Annotated in this window: 21 protein-coding genes, 1 tRNA gene and 1 pseudogene; 17 read left to right on the top strand and 6 right to left on the bottom strand. The window is 38.5% G+C overall.

Annotated features, from left to right (window positions below; translation table 11 throughout):
* Window positions 1-106: 106 nt before the first annotated feature.
* A complete protein-coding gene (locus V7127_RS19700) occupies window positions 107-835 on the bottom strand; it encodes an alpha/beta hydrolase (protein ID WP_335488828.1) in 729 nt (242 codons plus the stop codon).
* 281 nt (window positions 836-1,116) lie between these two features.
* On the opposite strand from V7127_RS19700, the gene V7127_RS19695 reads away from it, so the two are divergent.
* The 12 genes and pseudogenes from V7127_RS19695 (at window position 1,117) to V7127_RS25930 (ending at window position 12,415) form a co-directional block, all read left to right on the top strand.
* Window positions 1,117-1,845, top strand: coding sequence for an amino acid ABC transporter ATP-binding protein (locus V7127_RS19695; protein ID WP_335345665.1), 729 nt, complete (start codon window positions 1,117-1,119; stop codon window positions 1,843-1,845).
* A gap of 19 nt (window positions 1,846-1,864) precedes the next feature.
* Entirely contained in the window at window positions 1,865-2,680 is an 816-nt protein-coding gene (locus tag V7127_RS19690; RefSeq protein WP_335345664.1) for a transporter substrate-binding domain-containing protein, read from the top strand.
* A gap of 69 nt (window positions 2,681-2,749) precedes the next feature.
* Window positions 2,750-3,403, top strand: a complete 654-nt coding sequence (locus V7127_RS19685; RefSeq protein ID WP_335488825.1) for an amino acid ABC transporter permease — start codon at window positions 2,750-2,752, stop codon at window positions 3,401-3,403.
* Window positions 3,404-3,414: 11 nt separating this feature from the next.
* Window positions 3,415-4,065, top strand: coding sequence for an amino acid ABC transporter permease (locus V7127_RS19680; protein ID WP_335345662.1), 651 nt, complete (start codon window positions 3,415-3,417; stop codon window positions 4,063-4,065).
* Between the two features lie 153 nt (window positions 4,066-4,218).
* Window positions 4,219-4,290, top strand: a tRNA-Val gene (locus V7127_RS19675).
* 1,025 nt (window positions 4,291-5,315) lie between these two features.
* Window positions 5,316-5,591 carry a heterocycloanthracin/sonorensin family bacteriocin gene (locus V7127_RS25945; protein WP_438824040.1) on the top strand — a complete coding sequence of 92 codons (276 nt, stop codon included), beginning with the start codon at window positions 5,316-5,318 and terminating at the stop codon, window positions 5,589-5,591.
* 348 nt (window positions 5,592-5,939) lie between these two features.
* A complete protein-coding gene (locus tag V7127_RS19665) occupies window positions 5,940-7,901 on the top strand; it encodes a putative thiazole-containing bacteriocin maturation protein (protein WP_335488822.1) in 1,962 nt (653 codons plus the stop codon).
* The gene (locus V7127_RS19660; protein ID WP_335354038.1) at window positions 7,901-9,841 is read left to right on the top strand and encodes a TOMM precursor leader peptide-binding protein; all 1,941 of its coding nucleotides are present in this window, start codon (window positions 7,901-7,903) and stop codon (window positions 9,839-9,841) included. Before V7127_RS19665 ends, V7127_RS19660 begins: the two co-directional genes overlap by 1 nt.
* 23 nt (window positions 9,842-9,864) lie before the next feature.
* Window positions 9,865-11,436: a SagB family peptide dehydrogenase gene (locus V7127_RS19655; RefSeq protein ID WP_335354039.1), complete on the top strand. Its 1,572-nt coding sequence runs from the start codon at window positions 9,865-9,867 to the stop codon at window positions 11,434-11,436.
* A gap of 116 nt (window positions 11,437-11,552) precedes the next feature.
* Window positions 11,553-11,768 (top strand): hypothetical protein, encoded by a 216-nt coding sequence (locus V7127_RS25940; protein WP_438824039.1) that lies wholly within the window; start codon window positions 11,553-11,555, stop codon window positions 11,766-11,768.
* Between the two features lie 19 nt (window positions 11,769-11,787).
* A complete protein-coding gene (locus V7127_RS25935) occupies window positions 11,788-11,970 on the top strand; it encodes a hypothetical protein (protein ID WP_438824038.1) in 183 nt (60 codons plus the stop codon).
* 20 nt (window positions 11,971-11,990) lie between these two features.
* Window positions 11,991-12,415, top strand: a pseudogene (locus V7127_RS25930) (transposase).
* A 110-nt stretch (window positions 12,416-12,525) separates the two neighbouring features.
* Here V7127_RS25930 and V7127_RS19645 read toward each other — a convergent pair.
* A complete protein-coding gene (locus tag V7127_RS19645) occupies window positions 12,526-13,869 on the bottom strand; it encodes a uracil-xanthine permease family protein (RefSeq protein WP_335346451.1) in 1,344 nt (447 codons plus the stop codon).
* A gap of 220 nt (window positions 13,870-14,089) precedes the next feature.
* Window positions 14,090-14,329: a hypothetical protein gene (locus V7127_RS19640; RefSeq protein ID WP_335488819.1), complete on the bottom strand. Its 240-nt coding sequence runs from the start codon at window positions 14,327-14,329 to the stop codon at window positions 14,090-14,092.
* 30 nt (window positions 14,330-14,359) lie between these two features.
* On the opposite strand from V7127_RS19640, the gene V7127_RS19635 reads away from it, so the two are divergent.
* Window positions 14,360-15,334: an aromatic ring-hydroxylating dioxygenase subunit alpha gene (locus V7127_RS19635; protein ID WP_335354040.1), complete on the top strand. Its 975-nt coding sequence runs from the start codon at window positions 14,360-14,362 to the stop codon at window positions 15,332-15,334.
* Window positions 15,335-15,498: 164 nt separating this feature from the next.
* Window positions 15,499-15,621 (top strand): TetR/AcrR family transcriptional regulator, encoded by a 123-nt coding sequence (locus V7127_RS19630; protein ID WP_335354041.1) that lies wholly within the window; start codon window positions 15,499-15,501, stop codon window positions 15,619-15,621.
* Between the two features lie 917 nt (window positions 15,622-16,538).
* Here V7127_RS19630 and V7127_RS19625 read toward each other — a convergent pair.
* Together V7127_RS19625 and fdhA are read right to left on the bottom strand one after the other, a co-directional pair.
* Entirely contained in the window at window positions 16,539-16,958 is a 420-nt protein-coding gene (locus V7127_RS19625) for a GlcG/HbpS family heme-binding protein (protein WP_335354471.1), read from the bottom strand.
* 128 nt (window positions 16,959-17,086) lie between these two features.
* Window positions 17,087-18,301 carry a formaldehyde dehydrogenase, glutathione-independent gene (gene fdhA, locus V7127_RS19620; RefSeq protein WP_335354472.1) on the bottom strand — a complete coding sequence of 405 codons (1,215 nt, stop codon included), beginning with the start codon at window positions 18,299-18,301 and terminating at the stop codon, window positions 17,087-17,089.
* 219 nt (window positions 18,302-18,520) lie between these two features.
* On the opposite strand from fdhA, the gene V7127_RS19615 reads away from it, so the two are divergent.
* The gene (locus V7127_RS19615; RefSeq protein WP_335348233.1) at window positions 18,521-18,880 is read left to right on the top strand and encodes a winged helix-turn-helix transcriptional regulator; all 360 of its coding nucleotides are present in this window, start codon (window positions 18,521-18,523) and stop codon (window positions 18,878-18,880) included.
* A 517-nt stretch (window positions 18,881-19,397) separates the two neighbouring features.
* Here the strand turns inward: V7127_RS19615 and V7127_RS19610 are convergent.
* Window positions 19,398-19,733, bottom strand: coding sequence for a hypothetical protein (locus V7127_RS19610; protein ID WP_335488816.1), 336 nt, complete (start codon window positions 19,731-19,733; stop codon window positions 19,398-19,400).
* A gap of 413 nt (window positions 19,734-20,146) precedes the next feature.
* On the opposite strand from V7127_RS19610, the gene V7127_RS19605 reads away from it, so the two are divergent.
* Window positions 20,147-20,506, top strand: a complete 360-nt coding sequence (locus V7127_RS19605) for a Na-translocating system protein MpsC family protein (protein WP_335354474.1) — start codon at window positions 20,147-20,149, stop codon at window positions 20,504-20,506.
* Between the two features lie 270 nt (window positions 20,507-20,776).
* The gene (locus tag V7127_RS19600) at window positions 20,777-21,763 is read left to right on the top strand and encodes an aromatic ring-hydroxylating dioxygenase subunit alpha (RefSeq protein WP_335488813.1); all 987 of its coding nucleotides are present in this window, start codon (window positions 20,777-20,779) and stop codon (window positions 21,761-21,763) included.
* Window positions 21,764-22,301: the final 538 nt, after the last annotated feature.

The raw sequence follows: 22,301 nt of genomic DNA, 5'->3' as shown, positions 1-22,301 counted from the left end.
ATTATATAATAAATATTGGGAAAAATATAAAATTTAATATTATTATAACAAAATTTTAATAAACAAAGAACTTATCATAAGAAAATATAATGAATCTAGAAAAGAATTAGGACGAAAACATATGTTTTAATGCTTGCTTTAGATTTGGCTGCCAATAAGTCCATGTATGATTCCCTTCAAATTCTTCATAAAAATAAGGGAACTTTAATTCATTAAGTAGCTCTGATAATTCACGGTTAGGTGTTAAAAAATCTGCAATTTCCTTTGTTGTTGTCTTGACTGCCGTTTCTTCCTTGCCAATGACATGATAAATATGTAGAAGGTGTGGCTCTTTAACTTCTTTAACGGCTTTCATTACATCCTCATTAACCATTGGAGATTGTAAAATAACCTTACCAAATGTATGAGGATATTGAATAGCTGCCATTAGAGAAACAGTTGCTGCTAAGGAGTCTCCAATAAGTGCACGGCCCATCCCCATCTGATAAGTTGGGAATTCTGCATCGATAAATGGAACGAGCTCGTGTGCAAGAAAGCGGATATATTCCTGATGCTGTTCACCGCTCGGATGATATTTTCTTCTTCGATCTTCTCCGTTTTTGTAAGGAATGCCTACAATGATTATTCTTTCAATCATATTGTTTTCTAATAATTCATCTGCCATCCTGCCGATTCTTCCAAACTGAAAATAATCTTTGCCATCTTGGGCAAAAAGGATTGAATATTTATATAAAGGATTGAAAGCTGTTGGCAGGTAAATTAGAATCTGTAAGTCTTCACCAAGCTCTTTACTTGAGAATGTTATATCCTTAATTGTTCCTCTAGGTATACTCAATTCAAAACCTCCATTTTCTATTTAATTGGCTCATCAAAATATATTATCATAAATGGTCAAAAACTAAAAAAAGTAGGTATTGAAGCCTGTGCCTTAGGATACAATTCGACAGAATTAATTCAAAATTAATAATAATTGTTTACTAAATTGATGTTTATATGTATTATATTTTCTATACCTATCCAATTAATTTACTTTTCCGTAAAGGGATAATTTTTTGAATTAAATATCCGAATGGTAGGTGACATATATATTCACTAAAAGATTTACGGAGGAATGATATGATACGATTTGCGTCTGTAAATAAGTATTATGGAGACTTTCATGTACTTAAAGATATTAATCTAGAAATTAAAAAAGGGGAAGTTGTAGTTGTTATAGGTCCATCTGGATCTGGGAAAAGTACGATGCTCCGTTGCATTAATCGTCTTGAGACAATTACTACTGGCGGATTAACAGTTAATAACTTAGTAGTAAATGATAAGAAAACAGATATTAACCAGTTAAGAAGAAATATAGGAATGGTTTTTCAACATTTCAACTTATATCCACATAAAACAGTTCTTGAAAATATTACAATTGCGCCAACTATGGTATTGAAGAAGTCAAAAGCAGAGGCAACAGAAACAGCTATGTACTATCTTGAAAAAGTAGGAATTCCTGATAAGGCAAAATCATTTCCATCCCAATTATCGGGAGGGCAGCAACAAAGGGTTGCAATTGCAAGGGGACTTGCGATGAAACCTGAAATTATGCTGTTCGATGAGCCTACTTCTGCACTTGATCCAGAAATGGTTGGAGAGGTTCTAGATGTAATGAAAGCGCTAGCAAAAGAAGGAATGACTATGGTCGTTGTGACTCATGAAATGGGATTTGCTAAAGAAGTAGCTGATCGAATTGTATTCATGGATCAAGGCCAAATTGTTGAAGAAGGAATTCCGGCTGAGTTTTATGCGAATCCAAAGGAAGAAAGGGCTCGTACATTCCTTAGTCGTGTATTAAATCATTAAAACAAAAGGGGGATTATTTATGTTTAAGAAAAAAGGAAGAAAAATAGCAGGTATCCTGTTCTTATCTGCAACAATGCTTCTTGCTGCATGCGGCAAGGATGAAAAGGAAACGACAGGTTCTGGTAGCAAAAATGCTTTAGAACAAATTAAAGAAAATGACAAAATTGTAATTGGGGTAAAGCATGATACTAGATTATTCGGACTTAAAAACCCGAGTACTGGTGAAGTAGAAGGTTTTGATATTGATATTTCAAAAGCATTGACTAAAGAGCTTCTTGGTGACGAGAACAAAGTAGAATTTAAAGAAGTTACTTCTAAAACGCGTATTCCAATGTTAAACAATGGTGATATTGATGCAATTGTAGCAACGATGACAATCTCAGAAGAGCGTAAAAAAGAAGTTGATTTCTCTGATGTTTATTTTGATGCCGGACAATCACTGCTTGTTAAAAAAGGAAGCGCCATTAAAGGTCTTGAAGATTTGAAGAGCGGCACGAAAGTTCTTGCTGTTAAAGGTTCGACATCAGCAAAGAACATTCGTGAAAAAGCCCCTGACACAACTGTTTTAGAATTTGAAAACTATGCTGAAGCATTTACTGCCTTAAAAGCTGGTCAAGGAGATGCTTTAACGACAGATGATTCTATTCTTTACGGTATGGCTGACCAAGATTCAAACTTTGAGCTTGTTGGCGGAACTTTCACAGAAGAGCCTTATGGAATTGCTGTTAAAAAAGGAAATGAAGAATTAGTTAATGCTATTAACGATGCTTTGAAGAAGTTAAAAGAAACTGGAAAGTATGATGAAATATATAGCAAGTGGATTAAAACTAACTAGTATCAAATGATGTCAGGATGAGCAATTGCTCATCCTGACCACTTTTTATAAAAAGGAGGGGAAATCAGTTTGCTTGATTTTACAATACTTACTGATAATTTAGACACATATTTAGAAGGATTTAAAAATACAGTGTTTTCTAGCATTATGGGACTTATTGGAAGCTTTTTTCTTGGGATTATTGTAGCAGTTATGAGAATTTCCCCATTTAAACCACTAAATTGGCTTGGAACTGCATTTGTTGAGTTCTTCAGAAATATCCCGCTTCTTATTATTGCTTTCTTCTTTTTTAATGGTCTTCCTGCTATTGGTGTAACTTTATCTGGTTTTACTGCTGGTACAATTGCCTTGGCGATTTATACAGCTTCATTCATTGCTGAAGCAATTCGAGCAGGCATTCAATCGATTCCGAAGGGACAAATGGAAGCAGCAAGGTCTTCTGGTCTAACATACTTGCAAGCGATGAATGTAATCATATTGCCCCAGGCAATAAAAATAGTCATTCCACCGATTGGAAACCAGTTTATTAACCTTGTCAAGAATTCTTCTATTTTAGTAATGGTAGCTGGTTTAGATTTAATGTATTTTGGTGATATTATTTCGTCAAATACATTTGTGACATTTGATGTATATATTTTCGTAGCAATCTTTTATCTTGTTTTAACCATTCCATTAAGTCTAGGCGTTGGCTATCTTGAAAAACGCTTGGCTAGAAGCCATTAAGGAGGGGAACTATGGATTTTATTGGAGCTCTCTCAGTCGATCATTTAAAATTCCTCGGTACTGGCTTTATGGTGACGCTTTACATTGCATTTATATCTATTTTCTTGAGCTTTATCATTGGAATCGTTATAGGAACTTTACGATATGCTAAAATCTCAGTATTATCAAAAGTCATAGCAGTGATCGTAGAAACCATTCGAAATACTCCGCTATTGTTAATCATTTTCTTTACCTTTTTTGCACTGCCGGAAATTGGGATCAAAATGAGTAAGCCTGTAGCTGCCATCACTGCATTGACAGTATTTACATCAGCCATGCTATCTGAAATTGTAAGGGGCGGATTAAATTCTATTGATAAAGGTCAAATGGAGGCTGCCCGGTCATCAGGGCTAACATATATTCAAGCATTATTTAAAATAATCATGCCTCAGGCCTTAAGAAGAATGGTACCTCCGATTGTAAGTCAATTTATTTCTTTACTTAAAGATACATCACTATGCGTAATTATTGCTTTACCAGAACTGATGCGTAATGCTCAGATTATCTATGCACAAAATATTAATTATATAATTCCGATATTTATCGTTATTTCAATCATGTATTTTGTTGTGAACTATGGCCTGTCATTAGTTGCACGAAGGCTGGAAAGCAGACAAGTATAATAAATGAGTGTCAATCAACCGATTTTCTTTGCAAGTTAGAGAATCGGTCTTTTCATTTAAGAAAACCTAAATTAATCATTGTTAATGAAAAGAAAGCAAAAATGATTGACTTTTTCTAAAAAATTAATATAATAGAACATATACTTAATAAACGATCTGATAGTTCAGCGGGAGAACACTACCTTGACAGGGTAGGGGTCGGGGGTTCAAATCCCTCTCAGATCATTGGGTGCCAAACCCGTAGAAACCCTTCGGAACAAAGGGTTTCCGTATAAAAGACCACTTCTTCGGAAGTGGTCTTTTTTTTGCTTTATTTAATTGTATTTTTGTGTATTGATAATAGATTTAATATCATAATCAATAATTTTTTTAAATGTAAGAGTCCTATATTCACAATTTATTTTCTTCTCTTAATTGTGGGCAATTTGTAAGAAGTTTTTGTAATCGGTTCAACTCTATCTTTATTTGATTAAGCTCTGTTTTTTAAGAGTAGAAAATTTCAGCTAATTTCTCTGTACTCAAAGAAATATCCAACCAAAAGATTTAAAATTACTATATAAATCATTGCAACAATTTGTTCATGAATGGATTGTCTCTATTCACTGAGTACATAAAAAGTCAGTTAGTAAATTTGATAACAAACTAATTAAAACAAAGCGATTCGAATAAAGCAAAATGGGCTATTAAGATGTAAAAAAATGGAATATACGGACGAATAGGTACATGTAAAATGATATGAGATTATATTAGGAGAACTACTTTCTCATAGTACGTATATGTTGTTCCATTTTTGATATTTTAAATCTAGGCAAGTGCTACTCCAATATACTGATAAACCTGTATGCACTATCAACTCGTCACATGTTGAGTGCTTTCACTTCTAGTTTTAAGAAAATAATGATGAGGTTGTGTGTAAAAAATTCTCTCTGCTCGTAAAGTGGAGAGACTTTTTTTGTACTGAATATTTAAGGCTAGGAAGTAGATTTAAGGACCAACTAAATATAAGGCAAAAAAATATGCGGACTGAATATAGGCATCAACCATAAATATTATTTTAGCAACATATTAAAATGCTTCAACGCAAAATAGGCTCTTTGTTTAGTAACAGAGACCTAAAAAAAGCATATTTTGTTGAAGAGAGTACACATCGTATCGAATGATTTCGTTTACACAGAACTGGCATTGACTTTTCAACTCTCTATACAAGTTTAGCCCAAATAATTAAAGACAATGGGGAGGGAAAAAACAAAATGTTTCAAAATGAGCTGCAAGGGTTGGGAATCGACCCTTATCAAGTTGGTCAGTTAGTTCCTATGGACATTCAGAGTCAGGACCTGCACATGATGAGCAGGCGTTGTGGAGGCTGTGGATTCCGTTGCGGTGGCTGTGGAGGCTTCCGTTGTGGAGGATTTCGTTGTGGTGGTTTTGGCTGCTTTGGCTGTGGAGGCTGTGGAGGCTGTGGTGGCTGCTTCGGTTTCAGTTGTTTCGGCTTTGGTCTCGGGTTTAGCTGTTTCGGTTTTATTTAATTGTTTTGGCAGTTTGAGCTGTTTGGCGCCTGGTAATTTCCTAAAGAAAAAATTAATATTGTGAATCAAAAATGCCCCTGCGTAATTTGCTGGGGCACTTCTTAAATTTAAAGAAAGTATATAACTTTGAGAATTGTCCAGCTCTAGCGCCCTTCGCTCTTCTCGCTACGATAAGTCAAGCACGAATGCGCCTCCGGCTCCTTCGTGTTTCCTTTATCTAATTTGAGCGCTCCAGGCCATACGCCGTTGAACAGGGCGCTTCCGCTTTTCTTTTTATCATATTGGACAAAAAATCGTACATAAACTGATAGTGAATAATTAGTACGATTATGAATAAGGAGGAGCTGAATGAAAAAACTGGACTCGTCCTCACGTCTGAAGGCCAAAAGGGATACTTTCTTTATTCCAGATCCAAATGGTGGTGTGTATTTTAGAAACAACTTAAGTTCATTCCGTATGGAAGGCAATACAATCTTTCAATGGATTGAAAAATTACTTCCAATGTTCAATGGAGAACATACAATGGGAGAATTAACAAATGGATTAACTGCCCCTTATCGGGAAAGGGTGTACGAAATTGGAGAAACGTTGCACAACAATGGTTTTGTTCGGGATCTAAGCAAAGAGGATCCCCATCAATTGAATCGAAACATTCTTGAAAAGTATGCTTCACAAATCGAATTTATAGAGAATTTTATGGAATCTGGTGCGTACCATTTTCAAGAATACCGTCAGGCGAAAGTTCTGGCTGTTGGCTCTGGCCCCTTTATGGTTTCATTGGTTTCCGCGTTAATCGAATCAGGTCTGCCCAAATTAAATGTCATGGTCACAGATTCCATTCCAACTAATTGGCAGAGGCTACATGAACTGGTGCAAAATGCACGTAAGACTGATTCCGAAGTCGAGATAAAGGAAGTACCCTTTCATAAAGACGCGGGGAGCAGTTTCTGGAGAGAAGCAATTCAGCCTTATGATTGGATTCTATACGTCTCGCAGGATGGCAATATAAATGAGCTAAGGGACCTTAATCTGGTTTGCAAAGAAGAAAAGAAGGCATTTATGCCATCCATCTATTTAGATCAGGTGGGGCTATCCGGCCCATTTGATCAACCAGATACAGATGGATGTTGGGAGTCTGCATGGCGCAGAATCCATCACTCAGCCTTAAAAAAAGATCTTCAGCCTCAATCCTTCTCTTCAACAGCGGGATCGATTCTGGCAAATGTTTCTGTATTTGAATTTTTCAAAAGGGCTACAGGGATTGCAGATTCTAATGAGAGTCATCAAATTTATATGCTTGATCTTGAGACCCTCGAAGGAGACTGGCTGTACTTCATCCCACATCCATTGGGTACGTCTAAACGTGATACTCTAAGACTGGTGGAGGATTTTGATTTACGCCTCAAACAAGAAACGGACAGAAATGAACCATCGAGTGACCTCTTAGAGTATTTCAGTAGACTAACGTCAGAAGAAATAGGAATTTTCCATACCTGGGAGGAACGAAATTTACCCCAACTTCCACTTGCACAGTGCTATGTTCAAGCAGTTAACCCCTTTTCAGAGGGACCGGCAGAGCTGCTTCCTGAAGTTGTCTGTGCTGGACTATCACATGAGGAAGCAAAAAAAGAGGCTGGGCTTACGGGCATTGAAATGTATGTTTCACAAATGATGAATTTCCACGATCTGGGATACAATCATAAGAAAAATAAGGTGGGTGCGAACATACCTGAGGAATTTATAGGCATCGGTGCTGGAGAAACAATCGCAGAGTCTGTTTGTAGAGGCCTTCAAGTATATTTAGATGAAGAATTGAAAAAAAGAAAGGTCGATCAGCAGAGTGCGGTTTATCGTATGAAGTTGGGAGCCCTAGAAGATAAGCGATGCAGATTTTATTATAATGCCCTGACCACCTTAAATGGTGCTCCAACAATTGGTTTAAAAGAGGATGTACTAGGTTTCCCAGTGGTATGGGTAAGGTCGAATGGCCGTTGGCACAAAAGCGCAGGTTTAAATACAACATTGGCATTACGAAATGCATTGGAACAATCGCTTTTGGATGCTCAAAACCAAGTGAATTCCACAGTAAAGCAAGAGATGGAGTCAACAGTTTTTCTGGGAGAAAACGAAAGCAAACTGGATATCCCATCTTGTGATGAAATGACGTCTCAGGAGCTATTACAATCTTCTATTCAGGTATTAAACCGGAACCGCATGCGGCTAGTAATCTATGACTTAGCCTTTGAGCCGTTTTTAAAACAAGAGCTGGCAGGGGTGTTTGGTGTTCAGGTTCAAGAGGGGGGATACTAATGGCTGCTTATATACTTATAGATGGTGAGGGTTTATTAGCGGAATATGTCTATGAGCAATTGTCCCCAAACTATCTTGTTAGGCGCCAAAGCATTCTTGAAGAGGTTCCCGAAAATACAGAATTAGTTCTTGTGCTGCACGATACCTGGAAACCATCCGTTCATCAAAAAGCGGAAGAGAGGTTAAGGGCCTTAGGTATTCCGTGGCTTCGGGGTTTCGTTTCGTTTGGTGAGGGAATTATTGGTCCATTTGTACGCCCTGATGTACCGGGGTGTTCTCATTGTGCTGACATACGACTATTGTTAGCTGGACCTGATCGCAAAGAGATGTTGGGACTTCGGGTGAAAATGGCAACAGGAGAAGGTTTACTTCGTGATGCATGGGCATCACGAACCGGACTATCGCAAATGGCGATCTTGATTAGCAACGAAGTGATGAAGATAATTCAAGGAGAACAAAGCTTCTTAGGAGAACGGGTAATAATAACAAATCTGAAAACGTTAACGATCTCCAGCCATTTTTTCTTGCCAGATCCGTTGTGCCCAATGTGCAGTCCATTACCTAAAGACACAGCTGAATTAGCGAAAATCAGGTTAGAAGCTAGTCCTAAATTGGAGCCTTCTGGTTACCGATGCCGTTCGATAGATGAATTAAAAAACGTGCTAGTCCAAAATTATCTGGATTATCGTACTGGGATCATGAATGGGAAAATGCAGGATTCCAGGCTGCCGTTCGCTGATGTTTTAGTGAACATGCCGTTGTTTGATGGGGACGAGGGAGTAGCAGGTAGGTCTAATTCCTATGAAATGAGTGAGCTAACTGCCATTTTAGAGGGTTTGGAGAGATATTGCGGAATCGAACCTCGCGGGAAAAGGAAGGTAGTTCGTGATAGTTATCAAAATTTGGCGGATAAAGCACTAAATCCTGCAAAGGTAGGTTTGCATGAGAAGGAGCAGTATTCAAAGCCACATTTTCCATTTGAACCATTTCATCCTGATAAACCAATGAATTGGGTCTGGGGATATTCATTTTTACAAGAACGCCCTATTCTTGTTCCGGAGTTACTGGCCTATTACAGTTTGGGATATGGAGAGGGATTTGTTTATGAGACTTCCAACGGTTGTGCTTTAGGAGGGACTATAGAGGAGGCCATTTTCCATGCTATTATGGAGATCGTCGAGCGAGACTCATTCTTATTAACCTGGTATGCACAACTCCCCCTTCCACGTCTTGACCTTAGTTCTGCGAACGATAAAGAATTGCAGTTGATGGTTAGCCGCATAAATGAGGTGGCTGGTTATGACCTGCATTTTTACAATTCGACGATGGAACATGAAATTCCGAGCGTTTGGGCAGTGGCAAAAAACAGAAGATCCAAGGGTACAAATCTTATTTGTGCAGGCGCAGCTAATCCTGATCCTGTAAAGGCAGTAAAAAGTGCGATTTACGAGCTTGCAGGAATGATGTTTAGGCATGACGAAATATTGGAGAATAATCGACAGAAATATGAAGCGATGTTACAGGATCCGTTTGCTGTGCGTACCATGGAGGACCATGGCATGCTATACGGACTAAGAGAAGCGGAGGAGAACTTAAGCTTTTTATTGGATGAGAATCGCCCTTTACGTACATTTGATGAGGAATTTAAATGCCCGCCGGTGAATGCTGATTTGAAGGATGATGTTGAGGATATTCTAAATAGGTTCCGAAGATTAGACTTGGAAGTCATTGTGGTTGACCAAACATCTCCTATAACCAAAAGGAACGGTTTAGTTTGTGTAAAGGTAATAATTCCTGGAATGCTGCCAATGACATTTGGACATCACCTTACACGTATAAAAGGTCTTGAACGTGTACTAAACGTACCTGTAAAACTCGGGTTTAAAAACCATCCGTTAACATATGAACAGTTGAATCCATATCCCCACCCTTTTCCATAACTGCAAGAGTAGGAGGGTTTCAGTTGGATCTAGATACATTCCTATACAATTTGCATTTTGACACTGATAAACTTCTTTCGCCAGATTGGCAACCGGATTGGGAAGACGCACCACTTCCCTATAAACTGTACCGTGGCTTACCAGAGATTCCACTTACCGCAGATATACCGTTAACTCTCAAAGGGAGAGAAGCTAATTCAATACCCAGCCTGGAGGAGTTTGGTCATTATTTATGGTATGTATATGGTCTTACTCGATACTCTCAAACTGCTTTCATTGAGGGCATAGGGGAAAAAGCTGATGTAAGCTACGCCCAGTTGTTTCGCAGATTTGTTCCCTCTGGCGGAGCGTTGTATCCAAATGAATTATATGTGTACTTAAAGTTGGAGGATGTACCAGAGGGAGTTTACCATTACGATGTTGCACACCATCGCCTTTTATTGTTGCGAGAAGGCAACTATGATTCCTACCTATCCAGAAGTCTTGGAAATCGTTATAATCTTTCAGACTGTTTTGGTACTGTTTTTGTATCGACGGTTTTTTGGAAAAACTTTTATAAATACAATAATTTCTCATACAGGTTACAAGGGTTAGATGCAGGCGTGCTAATTGGGCAATCGTTGGAAGTGGCGGGTAGGACGGGGTTCTCAACACAGGTATGTTACCAATTTTTGGATCGTCCTATCAATCATTTGCTTGGGCTATCTGAACAGGATGAAAGTGTATATGCTGTGATTCCATTATCTATTTATAATGTGGATCAATTTAATCTAGAAAAAAATATTTCTGCAAAGGAATTGTCCAGAGAAGTTCCATTGCTCAAGCATGTAACATATAACCGTTCAAAGAGAGTTATTGATTACCCATTACTGAAAGAGATCAATGAAGCCTCAATGTTGGAGACAACACATTCATTTGTGAACATAAAAAAAGATAATCCTCTTAACACTGCATTAGGTTCAGAGTTAATCATGCTGCCATTTACGGAGGCAATTTCATACGATCTCGCATCTGTTTGCAGAGAGCGGCACTCTCCTGATATTGATTTTATGATAGGGAAAGTCAGTCAAACAAAAGTATCTACTTTGTTAAAAGAGACTTTTTCATTTTCATATCAAAAAGACCTTAACAACACACAGGGGAATCTTGAGACTGGTTTAAATTTGTATGGCACTTTTTATAACGTGGAAGGTGTTCAAGATGGTGCTTATGCCTATGATATAAGTGCTCATGCACTTCGGAGAATATCTAAGGGGGATTTCCGGGAGTATATGCAAAATTGTTTAACAACGCCAATTGTAAATCTGTTTCAGGTACCGCTCTGTCTGCATGTAGTTGGAGAGAAGGACCACCTCAAAAAGGAACTGGGCTATAGAGGATACAGAATTCAACAGATGGAAGCAGGTATACTTCTGCAAAGGCTACTCTTGACAGCATGTGCCCTAGAGATGGGGGGACACCCACTATTAGGATTCGACTCGAACCAAAGTGATGAACTTTACGGAGTCAATTCGAAAGAAAAAACAAGCCTTATACAAATCCCTGTCGGTCCATACCTTCCCCGCGTCTGGTTAAAAGGAAGTTTGAATAGCTAGAAGTGGAGGCTGGGACAAAACCCACCTCTGACATCTAAAAAGCCGTTGAAATTTTACGACGAGTAAAATTTCAACGGCTTTCATTACGTAGTGAACGAAAAACGCCGAAACAAATTGTGAAGCAAGTGTATGACTGGATCACACGCAAACAGAAGTACGAAAAGGATTTTGAGGTTTTCGGCACACGTAACAGTTATTCGAAAACAGACAAAGATGCAACATTTATGCGAATGAAAGACGATTACATGCAAAATGGACAACTAAAACCTGGCTTTAATGTACAAATCGCAACAGAAGGACAATACACATTAGCGGTACGGTGTTTTCGCTAACCCAACGGATACGAAAACATTGACATCATTTCTTGACCAAATCGAAGAACAGTACTTTGAATTACCGGAACATATCGTGGCGGATGCCGGTTACGGCAGTGAACAGAATAATGAAGATATTCTTTCGAAGCGTAAAAGAACGCCATTGATTACATTCAATCACTACTTAAACGAGCAGAAAAGAAAATTTCAAAACGTTTAAAACAAGTAACTGGGCTTATAATGGAACAAGTGATACGTACACGTGTCAGAATGAGAAGCAACTTACATTTCAATACATTTCAATACAATTCAGTACGTACAGATAAAACAGGATTTCAGCGCCAATTTAAAATCTATGCATGTGAAGACTGTACAGGTTGCCCATTGCGAAAGTTTTGTACAAAAGTGCAAGAAGGTACAAACCGTAAGCTCATAGTAAACGAGAAATGGGAGCAAAAAAAGAATATGTACGAAACAAGCCTTCAGAAGAAAAAACAGGTTCAATTTACCTTCAACATAAAATCGATGTAGAACCAGTTTTTGGGTTCTTGAAGGCTAATTTAGGTTTCACTCGATTTTCTGTTCGAGGAAAGTCAAAGGTTGAAAACGAAATGGGTCTCGGATTAATGGCCGTCAATTTAAGAAAATATGGGGCAAAAGTGTAAGATCTTGCCCCATATTGTGAAATGAAATGAGAAAAGTGAAATCTGCATTGCGATTTCACTTATTTCAAATATAGAAGCTAGTTTTGTCCCAGCCTCATCAAATTTAATTCCTAAACAGAGTCTACCGCAACAGGTTCTTCTTTCGGTTTTTCTTTTCTTGTAGGGATGACCAAATTTAAAATAACAGTAGCTAAGGCCCCTACTGTAATCCCAGAGGATAAAATATAATTTGCCCAATCAGGAGTACTATATAGAACCTCTTTAGGCAGGATTGAAACGGCTATTGTTAATAAGATAGGCATTCCGATGATGATCATATTGCGGTCATCAATTATAATTGGCTGAATCACCTTTATGCCATTTGCAACAATCGCAACACAAACAATTCCAAAAACCCCGTTTATGACAGGCTCCGGTATGCAAGTAATTGCTGTAGAAAGCTTTGGTACGAGACCTAGGCAAATTAAAATCACTCCACTAGCCATGATTACTAATCTGCTCGCAACACCAGTGATTGCCAAAAGCCCGGCATTAGATGAGTAGCCAGTCATTGGTGTACTACCAACTAATGCACCAACAAAGCAGCCAAGACCCTCACCAAAAGAAGCCCTATTTAATCGCTTTTCATCAAGCTCTTTCCCCGTAACCGTCGAAACGACAAACCATGTTCCAGTTGTTTCAATTAAAATGATTAAATAGACGAATACCATCGTTATGATGGCGCTTACATCAAATACAGGACTTCCAAATGGAAGGAGGGATGGAAACGAGAACCAGCTTGCATCCCTAACAGGTGAAAAATCAACACTGCCAAATAAACTTGCAGTCATCGTTCCGACAGCAATGGCTATGATGACAGAAACTAAACGAAAAAATGTTCCGATCCCTTTTAACCTGGGGCCAAGAAGCATGCAAGAAATTAAAACTCCCGCGGAAACTGCCGCGACAAGAATGTTTTCCCCGATGTTCCCTGGTGAATGATAAATGTTATTAAGGCCAATAGGCATTAAGGCAATTCCTACAATAATGATAACTGTCCCGCCAACAAGAGGCGGAATAAACTTTCTAACAGCTTTTGCAAACCATTTTAATGGATATCCGATTACTGCAATAATGATTGCCCCAGGAATTAAACTTCCTGCGATGGCACCAAGCCCTAGTTTCCCGCCGATTGCGGCAATGGCTCCAATAGGCACATATGAAGGCCCCTGTACAACTGGCAGCTTAATTCCTGCACCAGTCTGAATTAATGTGGCAATGCCTGTTCCAAGAAAACACATTTGAATGAAGAAAGAGGTATTTTCTGTACTTAAGGCAAGAAGGCCAGCGATAATGATAGGAGCAATATACAAATCCATTGCCAGAACATGCTGTAAACCAAGGACAAAGGCTTTGCCATAGCCAATCCTATCATCTACACCGATAATAATCCCATTTTCTGGTTTTTTGTCCATTCGGTGTCCCCCTTAAAATATTGTGTTATTAAGCTATTCAGCTTGTTTAAAATAAATACGCTATTAATTTAAAAATTTAGAATATTTAAAATAAAAATTGATGTTTGTGATTTTTACTGAATACTTGCCATATTCTCTTAATAATAATAATTAAGAACTGAAAAAAGAGAGATCAAATTTGTTGAATTATTAATCTCTCAAAAAATCCCAATCTATTTAATTATTTCAAACTATTACGTATTAGTAATTTTCTTAACTGGATTGTATCGATCGCGTATTTTCTCTTTTTATTTGGAATAATTAAATTTAGGCTAACTCTAGCCATTGCTCCAACTGTGATCCAATAAGATAAAATATTGTTCGCCCAATCTGGAGTACTGTAAAAATCTTCTTTAGGTAAAATTGTAACTGCAATTTTTAAAAGGATAGGCATTTCAATTACGAACTGAACGAAAACCATTGTAATAATTACATATGAGGGGGAGATAAGATGATTCAAGATAAAGTTTTGCTGGAGGACTGGATTGTGACATGCCGTTCTGAAGATGTAAAGGAAAAGCCAATTCAGATTATTCTGATGGGAGAACGCTTAGCCATTTTTAGAAATAGTGAAGGGGTCCATGCTTTTAGAGATTTATGTATCCATAGGGGGGCGGCTTTGTCGCTTGGCGAGGTGAAAAATGATTGTATTGTATGTCCTTATCATGGCTGGGAATATAACCACGACGGTGAATGTGTGAGCATTCCTCAACTGCCTGAAGGAAGAGCAATCCCAAAAAAAGCAAAAGCTGAGTCATATGCCTGTATGGAAAAATACGGATTTGTTTGGGTGAATTTAGCGAATAATAACCCGGAGTTTTTTCGATATGAAGAAATGGAAGGCACTGCTTTCCGTAATGTGATTTGGGGACCGCAGGAGGTTCAGGCTAAGCCGCCGCGAATCATCGAAAACTTTCTCGATGTAGGACATTTAGCTGTCCTTCATGAGGGATATCTTGGCGCAGCAAGCCATCGTGTGATTCAAAATTACTTTGTTCATAAAGAAAATGGCAGAATCTATACCGATGAGATTCCCATCTATCAGCCTGATCCGGATGGATCTGGAAAACCAAAATACGTATACTACACGTATGAAATTATGCGCCCTTTAACGGTCAAATTTACAAAAAGAGACCATGAAAATAACACAGAAATGACAATTGTTCTAACTGTCAGACCAGTTAATGAAAATGAATCCGTAGCTTATGGAATCCTTTCCTTTGATTACGAAACTGGTTTAACCGATGAAGAAATAGTCAAGTTTCAAAATGAAATTTTCGCTCAAGATAAACCGGTAGTAGAAAACCAAAAACCGGAGGAACTTCCGCTTGATCTTCAAGTTGAACTTTCCCTTATCTGTGATCGAATGAGTATTGCTTACAGACAGTATTTGAAAGAGTTTGGTGTTGTATTAGGTACAGCTTAATAGAAAAATGGCGAAACTCATCATTTCAGATAGTGATGGGTTTTATTTTTTGTCGTTTCTTAATATGAACGTAAAAGGAATTATGATTTTATCATAATTGTCTTCATTAATAAATTGGGAAAGAATGAGTAATTATACATATAGTCTAAAATCGGTGATTAAAAATGAACAAACAAAAACAGCATGTCATCGATACTGCTCATTATTTATTTATCGAAAAAGGTTTTCAAGCGACGTCCATTCAAGATATTTTAGGTTGCAGGGGAATTTCCAGAGGGACTTTTTAGAATTACTTTTCCTCAAAGAGTGAATTGTTAATCTTGGTATTTAAATGGCTCCAAGAGAAGTTAGAGAAAGAGCGCAATCAGCTGCTTATGGGTCAGGACCTAAGTGATTGATATATTTTGCAAAAAGATTATTTTAAGAATGCAAAATAATAAATAACGAGCAAAAATATCGATGCATTTACGGACTAAATTGTCTCGTTGGTGTAGACAGTCAATTTGGCACGCCAATATGGTTCCTAGATGAAAAGGAGAAAAATCCGTATGACCGATTAATAGAGTATATTGAATCCTCTTAAGAGGCGGAAGAATGGATGGAAGCCATTCTAATAGAATTGGAAGAATTGATAGCAATGTAGGATGGGTAATCCCTATTTTTTTACTCAGAAAGAAATGAGGCTTTTGGGGGCATCGAACCCTCAAAAGTTGGCTGCGCAAGAAAACCGGTAAGCTCCATCTCGTTAAGCTGCAGGAAGCTGGAACCTATGGAGCTTTTCTATTGGCAGTTGCCGGCATCGAACCGGCGACTGCCAACCAATGCTGATTCCTCCGGGATCTATTCGCCCCGGGAACGCTCGTACCAAGTTTCTTAATGATGATGTCCCAATGGCGCGTACGTTCTACCCCGGCTACTGTTATCATATATCCATATAAAAAATGGTCAACCAGAAATATTTTCTGGCTGACCTTATAATATGAAAGGGTGAGATTGTTAAGTAATACAGGTAGAAAATGGTCAAACTATTTTATTAAAACTAAACTTAAATCTGCTGGGTAAGAATCCATTTTAATCAAATGATTTTTCAAAATGGATTCTTTTATTCATTTGGATAAAAAATCTGGTACAATCTATACCCATTGAATACTTGAAACACAGTTTGTCAACAAAATAGTAAAACACCAATTAATTCTAAAAAATATTATAGAGATACCTTATTGTTAAATACTTTAACAGCAGCCTCTGCAACATGAACATCATGGGGAACGGTACTGCCGCTAACACCCACAGCACCAACCACTTTTCCATCATTGAATAGAGGGATTCCTCCGCCGAAAACGACAAGACGTCCACTGTTTGTTGTATTTAAACCATAAAGCTCAGCTGCAGGAACCGTCGCATCGGCTAAGTTTGCAGAAGGCATTTTTAACGCAACAGACGTCCAGGCCTTATTTTGGGCAATTTCGATGCTAGCTAACCAAGCATCATCCATTCGGTGAGTAGCAATTAGATTTCCACCCTCATCCACTACTGAGATAACCATGGAAACACCAATTCTTTTTGCTTCTTCTTCAGCACCTGCAATAATTTCTTTGGCTAGCTCTAATGTGATTTTGCTCATCTTAAAGAACCTCCTAATTTTTTTTATTAGATAACAGGGATTAGTAAATACATTTTTTTTACTTAAAAAATGCCTTTTGTCTCAAAATTTACTCACTGGTTTTAGAGAATGCTTCTGACAGACTTTATTTATTTAAAAAATCCGTGGGGGTCAATAACAAATTTCTTGGAAGCACCCTGATCAAATTCGGCATATGCTGCTGGTGCTTGATCCAATGAGATCAGCGTTGCATTTACAGCTTTGGCGATTTGCGCTTTTCCGCTAAGGATAGCCATCATTAAGTCACGGTGATAGTTCATAACCGGTGTTTGACCCGTCACAAAGGTATGTGCTTTGGCCCAGCCGAGCCCCAAACGGACCTTCAATGTACCGATTTTCGCATCATCATCGATCGCCCCCGGATCACCAGTAACATACAGACCTGGAATTCCAAGCCTTCCTCCGGCACGTGTTACATCCATAATCGAGTTTAATACAGTTGCTGGAGCTTCACCGGCTCCTGCACCATGTCCATGGGCTTCAAAACCGACGCAGTCAATTGCGCAATCCACTTCGGGAATGCCTAAAATTTGTTCGATTTGTTCTCCAAGATTTGGATATTCTTTTAGGTTTACCGTTTCACAGCCGAAGCTTCTAGCTTGGGCAAGCCGCTCGCTATTCAAGTCACCAACGATAACAACAGAGGCGCCAAGAAGTTGCGCAGAATGGGCAGCAGCCAAGCCAACAGGTCCGGCTCCAGCAACATATACGGTAGAACCAGGCTTCACACCAGCGCTTACCGCACCGTGATAACCAGTTGGAAAGATATCGGAAAGCATCGTTAAATCAAGAATTTTTTCCATGGCTTGTTCTTTATCTGGAAATTTCAATAATTGAAAGTCTGCATATGGTACCATTACATACTCGGATTGCCCTCCGACCCAACCGCCCATATCCACATAACCATAAGCGGAGCCGGGACGATCAGGGTTAACGTTCTCGCAAATGTGAGTGTTGCGTTCTTTACAACTACGGCAACGGCCACAAGCAATATTAAATGGAACAGATACAAGATCTCCTTTTTTTATAAATTCAACATCGCGTCCTACCTCAATGACTTCACCCGTGATCTCATGACCGAGAACAAGTCCCGAAGGAGCAGTCGTCCGACCGCGAACCATATGCTGATCACTACCACAAATATTGGTCGTAACAACTTTAAGAATAACCCCATGTTCACACTTACGGCCGACATTTAAAGGATTTACTCCCGGTCCGTCTCTTAGGATCAAATCTGGGTAGCTAATATCTTCAACGGCTACACTTCCAGCACCCCTGTAAACTACTGCTCTATTTCCTGCCATTCTTCCGTCCTCCATTCTACTTAGCTTACGATTTAGGTTATCATTTCGATAGAGTGTTTTTTAGGATGTTCCACCCTAATTTATTAAAATTCCAAATCTTAATATTCCCTATCTTAAATTTATTCTAAAAAATAAACCTTTTTTATGGAAGAACGCACTTTTTTGTGAGAAGGTTACTAAAAGGATACTTTTAGACTGCAGAGAAGAGGAGGTTACTTAATGGATGATTTACGGAGAGAAGTTAGGAAGAAATTAAAAAATGGAGAATTTAATTGTGAAAAAGAATTGACATTATCCCTTATTAGCGGCAAGTGGAAAATAACGATTATTTACTATTTAGGAACTGATGGTACCTTACGATTCAGCGAAATTAAGCGTCTATTTCCAAAAATCACACACAAGGTATTGACAACTCAGATTAGAGAATTAGAGGAAGATGGTATTGTTCATCGGAAAGTATTCCCTGAAGTTCCACCAAGAGTGGAATATTCATTAACAGAATTAGGCCAAAGTTTAATGCCTGTCATTTTAAAGATGTACGATTGGGGGAAACAAAATATAAAATCCTTCTCTAAATAGGGAAGGTATATAATACTTTTCATAAAAGAAATCATGAAGAGAATAAACAATAATAGGTAACATTTAGATTGCATTAGAGTATCTAACACAATCAGGGCTCGATAAGTGAATAAATCCCAATTTCTCATTAGTGAACACTGAGAGATTGGATTTTATTATTTGTAATCAATATCGTTGTAAACGGTGTTTTCCTGACTGTATCTTTATTTAGGCAGCCTATTTAAAAGATGTAGATATACCAGAAATAATGAATCCTATGTTAACAGCTACAAAAGCTGGTGTTCGTGATAGTTTTTTAGGAGTCGATAGTAATGTTCTTGAGACACTGCTCCACCGTCCTGTAACGCCAATTAACGTAGCATTGAATAAATTAATTCTTTCTCTAAAAAAATAATAATTATCAACCAACCTACTCATTGCACATCCTGCTCTAGTACTCTTAGGATGGTCACCAGGAAGTTAAACCAGCTGTCAAACAGGACATAAGAAGCCTGTGCATCCGGTTTTAGGGCTTGTTTTAGAAGAGCTTGCAAAGTTTCCGAAGATTTCTTGATCGCCTCTTTTCTGCGCTGGTATCCGGCAGTTCGTCAATACTATCATTCATTTCAACGTAATGATTGCTTTTCTTATTGAAACCGAGCAAGGAAAAGCAGAGCGGAAAAAACGTATTCCCGTCTGACCAGCCTAAGGTAAGCATACGAAACCCACGAACATACCTGTTCTTCGTATGATCATGCACATTGGCTAAAAGTTCTATTGGTATGCTACGAGCACGTGAAAATAGGGAATCATAAAAGATAAGGACCTTGACACGATCTTTTTCTGTTAATGGATCGACCTTTGTCTGAATCAAACCACAGCTAAGAACTAGCAAGAACTTTCGCCAATTGTAGCGACTGGAATTGAGGAAGCGATAAACTGTATCCTTTCCGGGACGGTCAGTTGAATCTTCCTTTTGTAAAGTCTGATAGAGATTCTTCTTGCTAAACACCAACAGAAAAATAAACTTGAGCAATTCAATGCAGGTAAAAACGGAATCCTTGTAAAAATTGGATTGCTTTAACAACGCTCCGATACGTTGTTCCTTTAAAAAACGAACCACTTTTGATGTGAGTTGTTGTTAAGAAGCCCAGGAATTTGGTTTGATAGACATGGAAAACATCCTTCCTCGGTTAAATTGATTGATAAATCAAAATAGTAGAATTATATTGACAATTGTTAATGAATTGCTATACTATTAACTAAAGAAAAGAGCAAGGGGGGTTCGTGGAAGCAGTGTCAAGCTCTCAAACCAGCGTTCTGCGGACCAATTTGATGAAGGTGTATAACCAAGTCAATCAGGAGATTTTTGGTCTGGGAGTACGAAAACAAAAAATTGAGATTTATCAAGACAAAATTATTTACTTTAGCGAACACAAGCGCTTGCCAACGCTGGAGGTCTTGACCAAAAACCATCCAGAGCTGGTCAAACAAATGGACAATGCGATTGTGTCAGAGTTCAAGATTTTACTAAAAGAGCAGTTGGAGAACGAAGTTGATTTGAACATCTCTACTGTGCTGATGGACTACGACCCCAAAATGGAGTTGGCGGTCACAACGGTTTACAGAGAGAATCCATTACCATAATTGCATACATGCAATGGATACGATAGCCAACATATGTGCACTGATATTTGCGGGCCGTCTTATCTAGATGATAAATTCGGTCGCGTGCGAACTGTCTAACGGGGAGTATGAAGCCGTAGAAGAGAAAAGGGAAACTAATCCTTTTTATTCTACGGCTTTTTATTGTGTCTTGGAAAGGGGTGAGCAGCAAAAAGGAGAGAAAGAGATGCAAAAACAAGATGAACACATGTGATGCAGTGAACTTTTCGAAAAATAGGGAGGTTGTATAAGATGACAGCAGAAAAAATGTTTGATCCGGTATTGATTAATGAGTGGTATGCGGTGATGCGTGAATCCCAATTGACCGACAAACCAGTAGGGATAAAAGTTTTAGGTGAGCGCGTAGTGATTTTCCGCAACAGTGAAGGGGTACATGCGTGGAAGGATTTGTGTATCCATCGCGGGGCGATGTTCTCCAAAGGTGGGTATGTGGAGAAAGACCGACTGGTTTGCCCATACCACGGCTGGCAATACAACTCAAAAGGAAACTGTGTCTGCATTCCAGCACAACCGGAAAAAGCTATCCCACTAAAGGCGCTGGCGAAAGTATTTCATTGTGAAGTAAAGCATGGATTGGTCTGGGTGAACATGGGTGAGCCAATAGTGGGAGTGCCACCGTTTGAAGAGTCTAATAATCCCGCATTCCGAACGGTGCAGAGCGGTCCATATATTATCGAGGCGATGGCCCCAAGGATTCTCGAAAACTTCATGGATTTTGCCCATTTGATGTTCGTCCATAGAGGATTGATAGGCGATCCGTCTGAGCCGAAAGTGCAAGAATATAAGGTACACATGGAGAAAGGCTGGCCTTGCACCGAAGATGTGCTGATTCTGCAACCCAATTCTGATGCAAGCGGTAAAGAAGCGAAAAACTACATTGTCAAAGAGGCCTTGCGTCCGTTTACCGCACGCTTGCGTAAGACCAATTCGGTAACAGGCGATATTATCTCGATTATGATTACAGTAAATCAAATGGAGAAGCATAAAGCGCAGGCGTTCTGCGTCATCTCCCGCAATTTTGCCCACGACGTTCCAAATGAGGAGTATGAAAAGTTCCAAGATCTGACAATGAGTCAGGACATAGAAATTCTGGAAGGGCAGAAGCCGGAAGAGTTGCCGCTTGATCTGCAAGCGGAATTGAGTTTGAGGTGTGACCAAATGTCGATTGCCTATCGCAAATGGTTGAATGAGTTGGGTATCACTATTGGCACGGCTTAACTACAAGTAATAAAAAAATCGAATGTCCGGGCGTAGCCTTCAAATGCCGCGCCCGCAACTTAATAGAGAAATAATGGGGTAGTTGAAAAATATGGTAAGTCATCCTCATCGGGTAGGAATGGTGGATTGTGGAATTAGTCCGGAAGAAAAAAACTGCTTTCTTGGAAATTGCTAGGCAAATTCACACGGTAAAAGATTTATTTGATAAGCGGCCGGAAGATTTTAAATGGGTTAGTTAAATTGAAGCCGCTTTTATGGAACAATTAAAATAGACCACTCCATAAGCGCTGGGCTAGAACCCCCAACTTTACGCTGCCAGATATAAGGTTATATAATAGTTATTGCAAGTTGAAAAAAGACTTTTTTATGGGAAATTAGTCTCTATCTAATTTTGACCATATATTTTTCCTTTAAAACAAGATTGCACATTAATTGCACATACTTAATTTTTTAGATTGTATTTAATTTATATAGATTTATTAATTTATACAACAAACTTTGATTTAACAACATTTAATTAATTCAGTTTGTCTTAATT

This window comes from Bacillus sp. JJ1773 (assembly GCF_036962035.1).
Taxonomy (GTDB): domain Bacteria; phylum Bacillota; class Bacilli; order Bacillales; family Cytobacillaceae; genus Cytobacillus.
This window is presented reverse-complemented; position numbering and strand designations above follow the sequence as displayed.

Excerpts from the sequence above, each read along its gene's own strand:
- V7127_RS19695 (WP_335345665.1), top strand. The coding sequence starts at position 1,117 with ATGATACGATTTGCGTCTGTAAATAAGTATTATGGAGACTTTCATGTA.
- V7127_RS19625 (WP_335354471.1), bottom strand. The coding sequence starts at position 16,958 with ATGAGCAAAATCACATTAGAGCTAGCCAAAGAAATTATTGCAGGTGCT.
- V7127_RS19680 (WP_335345662.1), top strand. The coding sequence starts at position 3,415 with ATGGATTTTATTGGAGCTCTCTCAGTCGATCATTTAAAATTCCTCGGT.
- V7127_RS19615 (WP_335348233.1), top strand. The coding sequence starts at position 18,521 with ATGGATGATTTACGGAGAGAAGTTAGGAAGAAATTAAAAAATGGAGAA.
- V7127_RS19660 (WP_335354038.1), top strand. The coding sequence starts at position 7,901 with ATGGCTGCTTATATACTTATAGATGGTGAGGGTTTATTAGCGGAATAT.
- V7127_RS19635 (WP_335354040.1), top strand. The coding sequence starts at position 14,360 with ATGATTCAAGATAAAGTTTTGCTGGAGGACTGGATTGTGACATGCCGT.
- V7127_RS19630 (WP_335354041.1), top strand. The coding sequence starts at position 15,499 with ATGAACAAACAAAAACAGCATGTCATCGATACTGCTCATTATTTATTT.
- V7127_RS19600 (WP_335488813.1), top strand. The coding sequence starts at position 20,777 with ATGACAGCAGAAAAAATGTTTGATCCGGTATTGATTAATGAGTGGTAT.
- V7127_RS19665 (WP_335488822.1), top strand. The coding sequence starts at position 5,940 with ATGAAAAAACTGGACTCGTCCTCACGTCTGAAGGCCAAAAGGGATACT.
- V7127_RS19645 (WP_335346451.1), bottom strand. The coding sequence starts at position 13,869 with ATGGACAAAAAACCAGAAAATGGGATTATTATCGGTGTAGATGATAGG.
- V7127_RS19640 (WP_335488819.1), bottom strand. The coding sequence starts at position 14,329 with ATGGTTTTCGTTCAGTTCGTAATTGAAATGCCTATCCTTTTAAAAATT.
- V7127_RS25945 (WP_438824040.1), top strand. The coding sequence starts at position 5,316 with ATGTTTCAAAATGAGCTGCAAGGGTTGGGAATCGACCCTTATCAAGTT.
- fdhA (WP_335354472.1), bottom strand. The coding sequence starts at position 18,301 with ATGGCAGGAAATAGAGCAGTAGTTTACAGGGGTGCTGGAAGTGTAGCC.
- V7127_RS19690 (WP_335345664.1), top strand. The coding sequence starts at position 1,865 with ATGTTTAAGAAAAAAGGAAGAAAAATAGCAGGTATCCTGTTCTTATCT.